General features: G+C 37.1%; 10 protein-coding genes. 6 read left to right on the forward strand and 4 right to left on the reverse strand.

Features of this window, described 5'->3' with window-relative positions:
• The first annotated feature begins 1 nt into the window (after position 1).
• Together ACR2F7_RS03920 and ACR2F7_RS03925 are read left to right on the forward strand one after the other, a co-directional pair.
• Complete coding sequence (locus tag ACR2F7_RS03920) at positions 2-301, forward strand: RNA recognition motif domain-containing protein (protein WP_432712286.1); 300 nt, start codon at positions 2-4, stop codon at positions 299-301.
• A 96-nt stretch (positions 302-397) separates the two neighbouring features.
• Complete coding sequence (locus ACR2F7_RS03925) at positions 398-1,075, forward strand: lysoplasmalogenase (RefSeq protein ID WP_432712287.1); 678 nt, start codon at positions 398-400, stop codon at positions 1,073-1,075.
• Positions 1,076-1,081: 6 nt separating this feature from the next.
• Here the strand turns inward: ACR2F7_RS03925 and ACR2F7_RS03930 are convergent, their stop codons facing one another.
• Together ACR2F7_RS03930 and topA are read right to left on the reverse strand one after the other, a co-directional pair.
• The gene (locus ACR2F7_RS03930; protein ID WP_432712288.1) at positions 1,082-1,486 is read right to left on the reverse strand and encodes a hypothetical protein; all 405 of its coding nucleotides are present in this window, start codon (positions 1,484-1,486) and stop codon (positions 1,082-1,084) included.
• 91 nt (positions 1,487-1,577) lie between these two features.
• Positions 1,578-4,187: a type I DNA topoisomerase gene (gene topA / locus ACR2F7_RS03935; RefSeq protein ID WP_432712289.1), complete on the reverse strand. Its 2,610-nt coding sequence runs from the start codon at positions 4,185-4,187 to the stop codon at positions 1,578-1,580.
• 256 nt (positions 4,188-4,443) lie between these two features.
• On the opposite strand from topA, the gene ACR2F7_RS03940 reads away from it, so the two are divergent.
• Positions 4,444-4,953 (forward strand): glutathione peroxidase, encoded by a 510-nt coding sequence (locus tag ACR2F7_RS03940; RefSeq protein ID WP_432712290.1) that lies wholly within the window; start codon positions 4,444-4,446, stop codon positions 4,951-4,953.
• A gap of 83 nt (positions 4,954-5,036) precedes the next feature.
• Here the strand turns inward: ACR2F7_RS03940 and mnmA are convergent, their stop codons facing one another.
• A complete protein-coding gene (gene mnmA, locus ACR2F7_RS03945; RefSeq protein ID WP_432712291.1) occupies positions 5,037-6,128 on the reverse strand; it encodes a tRNA 2-thiouridine(34) synthase MnmA in 1,092 nt (363 codons plus the stop codon).
• Positions 6,129-6,524: 396 nt separating this feature from the next.
• Between mnmA and ACR2F7_RS03950 the strand changes: the two genes are divergently transcribed.
• Positions 6,525-7,388: a sigma-70 family RNA polymerase sigma factor gene (locus ACR2F7_RS03950; RefSeq protein ID WP_432712292.1), complete on the forward strand. Its 864-nt coding sequence runs from the start codon at positions 6,525-6,527 to the stop codon at positions 7,386-7,388.
• An 82-nt stretch (positions 7,389-7,470) separates the two neighbouring features.
• Here ACR2F7_RS03950 and ACR2F7_RS03955 read toward each other — a convergent pair whose 3' ends face one another.
• Positions 7,471-7,791, reverse strand: a complete 321-nt coding sequence (locus tag ACR2F7_RS03955) for a hypothetical protein (RefSeq protein WP_432712293.1) — start codon at positions 7,789-7,791, stop codon at positions 7,471-7,473.
• Between the two features lie 92 nt (positions 7,792-7,883).
• Between ACR2F7_RS03955 and rfbC the strand changes: the two genes are divergently transcribed.
• Both rfbC and ACR2F7_RS03965 read left to right on the forward strand, forming a co-directional pair.
• A complete protein-coding gene (gene rfbC, locus ACR2F7_RS03960) occupies positions 7,884-8,438 on the forward strand; it encodes a dTDP-4-dehydrorhamnose 3,5-epimerase (RefSeq protein ID WP_432712294.1) in 555 nt (184 codons plus the stop codon).
• A 2-nt stretch (positions 8,439-8,440) separates the two neighbouring features.
• Positions 8,441-8,784: sugar nucleotide-binding protein (locus ACR2F7_RS03965; RefSeq protein WP_432712295.1), on the forward strand; the 344-nt coding region annotated here is incomplete at its 3' end.

Consider the following 8,784-nt stretch of genomic DNA (forward strand, 5'->3'; position numbering starts at 1 on the left):
TATCACAGGCCTTCCTTTAGAAGTAGGGGAAGATGAATTAACAGCCGTATTTGGTGATTTCGGTCAAGTAAAATCACTCAGGATTATCAAAGATCGTGAAACTGGTCAGAGTCGTGGTTTTGGTTTTGTAGAAATGCCAAACGACGAGGAAGCGAAGGAAGCCATTAAAAGAATGAATGGCGGCGATTACAATGGTAACCGTATTAAAGTTGCTGAAGCTCAAGAAAAACCAAACACTGGTGGTGGTAATACTGGTGGTGGTTTCAAGCGCAACAACAATAATAGAGAAAGAAGCTATTAATTAGCTTTTTTTAACTGAATTCTGCAAATAAAATATATATGACCAGCTGTAATTTTTTTATGGCTGGTTATTTTTTTATCAAATTACCTAGCCCTTATGTTAAAGAAATATAAGGCTTTTAATCTGCTGTATCTCCTTCTTTTTATTGTTCAGCTTATTGCAGCCTCATTTTCCTTTCAAATCGTAACTTATATTGTTACCCCTTTAAGCCTGCTTTCTCTACTGGTTTTCCTTACCCTTAAAACAAAGCTCAAAGGCCGTTTTCACCGAAGACTGTTTTGTGGTTTATTGTTTACCTCCATCGGTGAATTGCTATTTTTGTTTCATGACCATAGCAGTACTTATGGCTGGTTAGCGATCATGCTGGCTTATTTTTGCTATACACGTGCATTTTACCTGGATTTCAGGTCTGCACAGGAATTAGATAAAAAGAATGCTAGGATTGCCATTGCCTTTTTTACCGTTCTTGGAATGGGCTTTTATGTTTTTTTGCGTCCTTATTTAGGTGCCATCAGGATACCGGCCATGGCCTACATCTTTTTGTTGAGCGTAATGCTGATGATGTCAGTTTTCAGGAATCTAAGGGTAAACAGGGAAAGCTTTACCTTGATTTTTTCCGGTGCCCTGCTGTTCTTGATTTCAGATTGTTTATACGCAATAGATCATTATGTACAACCATTTCCAATGGCAGGCATACTTATTTTAGCCATCGCAATGGCAGCGAAATACTTTCTGGTAACAGGAGGCGTGGAGCGAAAATTATTGCATCAATAAAATTCGTTATTTGATCATTACACCGGGTTTATTTACCAATGGTATTTTGATGAGGTTTTCATCTACAATGCTTTCCGGAAGGAAGATGAACTTTTTATCGTAAATGGTTCCATTGATATAATAACTTAACCAATATTCGTTGGTTAGCCCAAATACTTCTGTATCAATTCCTTCAACACTGTTAAAAGATTGAGCAGGCATATCACCTAAGAAATGCCGTAATACAGATGTCTTCACAGGTTTACCATCTTTCTCACCATAACCTTTAGAACTGATCAGTACGTTTGTGATTGACTCTTGCTTTAAGTTGATGAGATATACAGTCCAGTTTTTTACTTCCGGAGATTCATCCACAAGTACAACTGCCATGGCTACATCCTCAACAACATTTACTGGAAGATCCTTTTTCATTCGTCTATCTTTTTGTTTGTTTAACGGTTATCAGCTACGCTTAAGCAATTGAAGCTATCCTGTGGTTTGTTCAGGATAGCTTCAATCATTTTTATTTCTTGGCAGCTACTTTTTTTGTTGCCGCCTTTTTGGGCGCTGCTTTCTTAGGCGCAGCTTTTTTTGCTGTTGCAGCACCGGTTTTAGTCGCTGCTTTTTTCTTCACTTTTACTTCAAAGGCATTTGGTATCTGCTCTTCAATTAATTTTTTAACTTCTTCCAGAGAAATCTCTTTCAGATCTTCCTGCGTATATTTTTCATTCGTTGCAGGGTTTTTTCCAAGCTTCAACATTTCTTTGCCGAAACGGATAAAGGGCCCCCATCTGCCGTTTTCTATAGCTATTTTTTCCGCTGCCCATTGCTGGATGTATCGATTAGCTTCTTTTTCTATTTTCTTGCTGATCAGTTCCTTGATATCAGACTCACTTAACGCTTCAAAGTTATAGGCTTTAGGAACGTTAATAAAGAAATCATTCCATTTGATGAAAGGACCAAAGCGACCTGTTCCTTTTGTAACTGGAAGATCCTGGAAATGCGCAACCGGCGCATCAGCAAGTACTTTTTCATTGATGATTTCAATAGCACGGTCCTTATCGATCGATAAAGGATCTTCATTTTTAGGCACAGAGATAAAAGCCTCACCCCATTTTACATAAGGGCCAAAACGTCCAACACCTACAGAAACTTCTTTTTCCTGGTAATCTTCTAATTGAAAAGGTAATTTGAATTGCTCTAAAGCATCTTCAAGGGTAATGGTCGCTACAGACTGTGATTTTGCAAGACTTGCATAACGAGGTTTTTCCTCATCGTCAATTTGGCCAATCTGTACCAATGGGCCATACTTTCCTACTTTAACATATACATTTTTTCCAGACACCGGATCAAGACCTAAAAGGCGTTCGCCATTAGCTCTTTCGGCAGTTTCCAGGGTAATTTCTACTTCCTGGTGGAAAGGTGTATAGAAAGAATGCAGCATTTTTGTCCATTCTTGTAAACCCTGGGCAATCTCATCGAATTCCTTTTCTACCTTAGCGGTGAAGTTGAAATTAACGATGTCTTTAAAATGTGCTACTAAGAAATCATTTACAACCTCACCAATATCTGTAGGGAATAATTTATTCTTTTCAGCGCCGGTAATTTCAGTTTTTATTTCTTTATGGACAGCACCATTTTCTAAAACAATAGCGGTGAAAGCCCTTTGCTTACCTTCTTTTTCATCTTTAATTACATAACCACGGTTTTGAATAGTGGAAATGGTAGGAGCATAGGTAGAAGGACGACCAATACCAAGTTCCTCTAGTTTCTTAACGAGGCTAGCCTCCGTATATCTTGCCGGTGGGCGAGAAAAACGTTCCGTGGCATTCATGATCCTTAATTTTAAATCTTGTCCTATAGCTAAAGGGGGCAACATGTTATTGTTGTCGGTGTCTTCCTGTTCCTCATCATCACTTGATTCGAGATATACAGTTAAAAAGCCGTCGAATTTTAATACTTCACCTTCAGCAATCAGGTGTTCATTTCTGCTGCTGATGGAAATGTGTGCTGTTGTTTTTTCAAACTGCGCTTCGCTCATTTGTGAGGCGATCGCTCTCTTCCAGATCAGCTCATAGAGTCTCTCCTCAGAACTATCTCCAGAAATGGTATGGGCATTAAAGTATGTAGGTCTAATGGCCTCATGCGCCTCCTGTGCACCCGCAGATTTAGTCTTATAGGTTCTGGTATGGAGATATTTCTCACCCCAGGCAGATTTAATCTCATTAGATGCTGCTAATATTGCCGTTTCTGATAAGTTAACAGAATCGGTACGCATATAAGTTATCTTTCCACTTTCATATAAACGCTGTGCAACCTGCATGGTTCTGGAAACTGAAAAACCTAGTTTCCTTGAAGCTTCCTGTTGAAGCGTAGAAGTGGTAAAAGGGGCAGCAGGGTTACGTTTAGCTGGTTTAGTTTCCAGCTGGCTCACACTATATTTTGCCGCTATACAATCCTGCAGAAATTTTTCTGCGTCAGCTTCTTTTTCAAATCTTTGTGGAAGTTCGGCTTTAACAACTTCTTTTGCATTGCCGGTGCTAAATTGTGCACTTACTTTAAATGCCGCAGTGGCATTAAATTGTGTATATTCTCTTTCACGGTCAACGATTAACCTCACTGCTACAGATTGTACGCGACCTGCTGATAAAGAAGGTTTGATTTTTTTCCATAACACTGGCGACAATTCAAAACCTACAAGTCTGTCTAGAACTCGTCTGGCTTGTTGCGCGTGAACCAAATTATAGTCAATCGTTCTTGGCGTTTCAATAGCTTTTAGTATAGCAGGTTTGGTAATTTCGTGAAAAACGATGCGTTTTGTTTTACTTTCTTTTAAACCAAGTGTTTCGTACAGGTGCCACGAAATAGCTTCTCCCTCACGGTCTTCATCGGAGGCTAGCCATACCATTTCTGCTTCCTTAGCAAGCTTCTTCAACTCTGCTACTACTTGTTTTTTATCTGATGGAACTTCGTAGGTCTGACTGAAATTATTAGCAATATCAATCGCCATGTCCCCTTTAACTAAATCACGGATATGACCATAACTTGATTTAACAAGGAAATCTTTACCTAAATACCCTTCAATGGTTTTAGCTTTTGCGGGTGACTCTACTATTAATAAATTTTTAGCCATTCAGAACGTTTTTCTGCAAATAAAGCTATAAATAACCCCAAAATCAAAATAGAATCTAATTTTTTATCAATATTCAAATTGAGATGACATTATTTCAGGGCCATAATGCATCCAAATCTTTCACAGCAAAAAGATCCCTTTACAGGGTTAAAGTAGTTCAAATACTTGTATTTGTGTTGGAAACAGGATTTGTCTTTCGCTTGATTTCTATCCCGAATTTAATGCTTAAATTCGTTTAAAATTAAATCACATCGCTATGAACGTACTTCTGTTATTATTCAGTTTGATTTTTACGCCACCAACTACGGTGTATGATTACACCATTAAAACCATGGATGGAAAGGAAATCAAATTATCAAAATTTAAGGGTAAAAAAATCCTGATTGTAAATACGGCTTCTAAATGTGGCTACACACCACAATATAAAGACCTGGAAAAATTACACCAGCAATATGGAAAGAATATTGTTGTAATTGGCTTTCCCGCTGGAAACTTTGGTGGCCAGGAATTGTCAACAAATAAGGAAATCCAGGATTTCTGTGAAAAGAATTTTGGTGTTACCTTTATGCTAAGTGAGAAGGTAAGTGTAAAAGGTGAGGACATCAATCCTTTGTTCAAATACTTAACCACTGTTGAAAATCCGGATTTCAAAGGAGACATTAAATGGAATTTCGAAAAATTCCTGATTAACGAAAAGGGACAGCTGGTACACCGTTACCGTTCTACGGTTAAACCATTAGATCCAGAGATTACAAAAAACTTTTAATTAATAGCGTGTAACAGCGTAAATCTAAAACTAAAAAAGCCCTAAAAAGGGCTTTTTTTATATGCATATTTTCGTGAAGGTGATTAACACAAAAAGCCACCTCCCAATAGATCATTGCCTTCATAGAACACAGCTGATTGGCCAGGTGCTATTGCAGAAACGGAGTGATCAAATACAACCCTCATCCTGTCTTTTTCCTGGACAATAGTGCTGAGCATACCTGCATCTTTATAACGGATCTTAGTGATTACATTATCCATAGGGTCATTGATATTTTCATATTTTACCAAATTGATATTGCGAACCATTGCTTCCCGTCTTTCTAACTCATCTGCTCTGCCTAGAACTACCGTATTGCTTTCTGGTAAAATCTGGGTAACAAACATGGGTTCACCAAATGCAATACCTAAGCCCTTACGTTGACCGATAGTGTAAAATGGATAACCTTTATGTTGACCAACAACCATACCGTTACTCAAAACAAAATTACCACCGGCTACTTTCTGTTCCAGGTCTCCAACTTTATGTTTTAAGAAAGCCCTGTAATCATTATCTGGCACGAAGCAAATTTCATAGCTTTCACTTTTCTTAGCCAATTCTTCCTGACCCATGTCTAAAGCCATTTGTCTAATGTCAGCTTTAGCAAATGAACCTAAAGGAAATTTAGTCCGGGAAAGGTTTTCCTGTGAAACACCCCATAGAACATATGACTGGTCTTTATTTTCATCAAAGCCTTTTGAAATTACATATCGGCCGCTATCTTGTTGTCTGATGTTTGCATAATGCCCCGTAGCAATAAATTCGCAATCTAATTTATTAGCGCGTTTTAATAAAGCTTCCCACTTAATGTGAGTGTTGCATAATACACATGGATTGGGGGTTCTGCCGGCTAAATATTCATCAACGAAGTTGTCAATTACATAATCACCAAATTCTTCTCTAATATCTAAAATATAGTGAGGGAAACCATAATTAACAGCTAATGTTCTCGCATCGTTAATACTATCAAGACTACAGCAGCCAGTTTCCTTACCGCTTGTGCCTGAAGTTGCATAGTCCCAGGTCTTCATCGTTAGACCAATTACCTCATATCCTTGCTCGTGTAACATCACTGCAGCTACTGAACTATCAACTCCGCCACTCATGGCTACTAAAATTCTGCCTCTTTTACTCATTGTATTCTTTCTCAGTTACAAAAGTAAATGTTTTAAAGTAATTATAGCACAATTGCAGTCAGGGGCATGTAAAAAGCCATAATCTAAGAAGTTGAGATTAAAAGTTAAATTTCCTGATTTGAAACTTTAATCTTAGCAATAAATTTGACGCTTAAAAAATAATGCACTGTATAATTATTTATAAAATTAATATACAGGCTACGTGCATGAAAAAGGCATTAATTAAATTATTATCAATGAAATTGATTTTCCTATTTTGAAATGTTAATTATTGTTCCAATATTTGTTTAAGCCAAGTAATTATACTCATTAAACCATTAATTTACATTGTGGTTAAATTGAGATCGTATTTAACAAGGTATACTTAAGATGAGTTCAATATTAAAGATAAACTATATGAGGCAATTAAAAATCGGACAGACCATCACCAGCAGAGATTCAGCATCTTTAGATAAATATTTAAATGATATTGGTAAAATTGGGCTATTAAGCGTGGAGGAAGAAAGCGTCCTGGCAAAAAAGGTGAGAAATGGCGATGTCCGTGCTTTAGATCTTTTAGTGAAATCCAATCTCAGATTCGTCGTGTCTGTGGCTAAAAAATACCAGCACAGGGGTATGGCGCTGGGCGACTTAATTAACGAAGGTAACCTGGGGTTAATTAAAGCTGCACAAAGGTTCAATGAAACCAAGGGCTTTAAGTTTATATCCTTCGCTGTATGGTGGATTAGACAATCCATTTTACAAGCTTTATCCGATCAGACACGTTCAGTGCGGTTGCCTTTAAATCAAATCAGTTCGATCACCAAACTCAACAAGGCCACCTTATCACTGGAACAGGAGTTAGAACGCGGCCCATCTGTAGAAGAATTAGCCCAGTTTATGGATATTGATGTAGATAAAATTGAAGAGTATTTAAATATTGCCCGTATGCCAGTTTCTTTAGACGCGGTGGTAAGCGATGAAATTGGGAGTACTTTGCTTGACACTTTACATGACCATCATCCAAGTGCTGACCATGCTTTAATGGTAGATTCTTTTAATGAAGAAATTAAACAGATTTTAAATACATTGCCTTTAAGAGAGCGGAATATTATTATGCTGTATTTTGGCTTAGGTAGTGGGGAGCCTATTATATTGGAAGAGATCGCTATCTTAAATGGATTGAGTAAGGAAAGAGTGCGTCAACTCAAAGATAAAGCATTAAAAGAACTTCGTAGAAGAGCTAAAGGCTTTAAAAATCATATCTTAAATAATGATTAAGATGATCATTATTTAAGATATAGAATTGTTTTTATGTTAATTAAGTAAGTTGTTTATCAGAGCCGGGGTGATTATCCGGCTCTTAAACAAAAGCCGGTACTGCATCTGGATCATTTCCCTGGATTTGATTCTTTCTCATCTCTGCAATTTCACGCGGTTTATTAATTCTAGCCAGCAGATTAATCCCTGTAGCACCATTATACAATAAAAAGCTTCCCAGTAAGATTTCTTGCATCGCAATTACCGGTGATTTGGTGACTATTTTCATCCCTTTTTGAAAAATATATACGCCTGCAAGGAGTGAAATAATCCTTTTCCCTGCATCCAATTCTCTCGCATCATCTAAATTCAACAGAAATTTTCCGGACAAGATGTGAAGCTGATGTCTAAGTTTTAGCAACATGTTGATCTATTAAGTGTATAAAATCAACAATTCCACGGTAATTTTGTTTGTTTAAAATAAAAGTTCCATTTTTCTTTACCCAATTCAATGTTATGCACTTAATCTTTCCAAAACACCCTTTAGCTGGTTGCTTTGTGATCAAACCAGCAGTATTTAAAGATCCAAGAGGTTATTTTTTTGAAAGCTTCAATGAAGAAAAGTTTAACCAGGAAGCTGGATTAGACGTTCATTTTGTACAAGATAATCAAAGTTTTTCCTCTTATGGTGTATTAAGAGGTTTGCACTTTCAAAAAGGCAAGCATGCACAGGCTAAACTAGTACGTGTACTTAAAGGTGAAGTATTAGATGTTGCTGTTGATTTACGTGAAGACTCCCCTACCTATGGTCAATGGTATAGTGTGGTTTTAACAGAGAAAAACAAATTACAATTTTTTGTTCCCCGTGGTTTTGCACATGGTTTTGTGGTATTATCTAAAGATGCAGAATTCTTTTATAAGTGTGATAACTATTACAATAAAGCTTCTGAAGGAGGTCTGCATTATGCAGATCCAGAACTTAACATAGATTGGCAAGTACCTGTTGAAAATTTGTTAATCTCAGAAAAAGATGAAGTTCTACCTTTAATTAAAGCCTTAGTTACCTTATAAGTATGAGTAGAATAGTTGTATTTGGTGCTTCTGGCCAATTAGGTACTTGTATAAAAACAGTGGCAGAGAGAAAGGGTAATACAGACATCTTCTTCCCAGGCGAGGATGTAGCTAATATTCTAGATTTAGATTTATTGAAAATTTTATTTCTATCGGAGAGGCCGTCATTTGTCATTAATTGTGCAGCCTATACGGCCGTCGATAAAGCAGAAGATGATATTGATCTTGCAAGAAAAATTAATAAGATTGGGGCTGAAAATCTAGCACGCCTTTGTAAAGAACACCAAGCTGTTCTCATTCACGTTTCTACCGATTTTGTATTCGAAGGAAACATACCTAAACTTTT

Source organism: Pedobacter sp. (assembly GCF_045628745.1).
In the GTDB taxonomy this organism is placed as follows: domain Bacteria; phylum Bacteroidota; class Bacteroidia; order Sphingobacteriales; family Sphingobacteriaceae; genus Pedobacter.

Excerpts from the sequence above, each read along its gene's own strand:
- ACR2F7_RS03925 (WP_432712287.1), top strand. The coding sequence starts at position 398 with ATGTTAAAGAAATATAAGGCTTTTAATCTGCTGTATCTCCTTCTTTTT.
- ACR2F7_RS03930 (WP_432712288.1), bottom strand. The coding sequence starts at position 1,486 with ATGAAAAAGGATCTTCCAGTAAATGTTGTTGAGGATGTAGCCATGGCA.
- topA (WP_432712289.1), bottom strand. The coding sequence starts at position 4,187 with ATGGCTAAAAATTTATTAATAGTAGAGTCACCCGCAAAAGCTAAAACC.
- ACR2F7_RS03940 (WP_432712290.1), top strand. The coding sequence starts at position 4,444 with ATGAACGTACTTCTGTTATTATTCAGTTTGATTTTTACGCCACCAACT.
- mnmA (WP_432712291.1), bottom strand. The coding sequence starts at position 6,128 with ATGAGTAAAAGAGGCAGAATTTTAGTAGCCATGAGTGGCGGAGTTGAT.
- ACR2F7_RS03950 (WP_432712292.1), top strand. The coding sequence starts at position 6,525 with ATGAGGCAATTAAAAATCGGACAGACCATCACCAGCAGAGATTCAGCA.
- ACR2F7_RS03955 (WP_432712293.1), bottom strand. The coding sequence starts at position 7,791 with ATGTTGCTAAAACTTAGACATCAGCTTCACATCTTGTCCGGAAAATTT.
- rfbC (WP_432712294.1), top strand. The coding sequence starts at position 7,884 with ATGCACTTAATCTTTCCAAAACACCCTTTAGCTGGTTGCTTTGTGATC.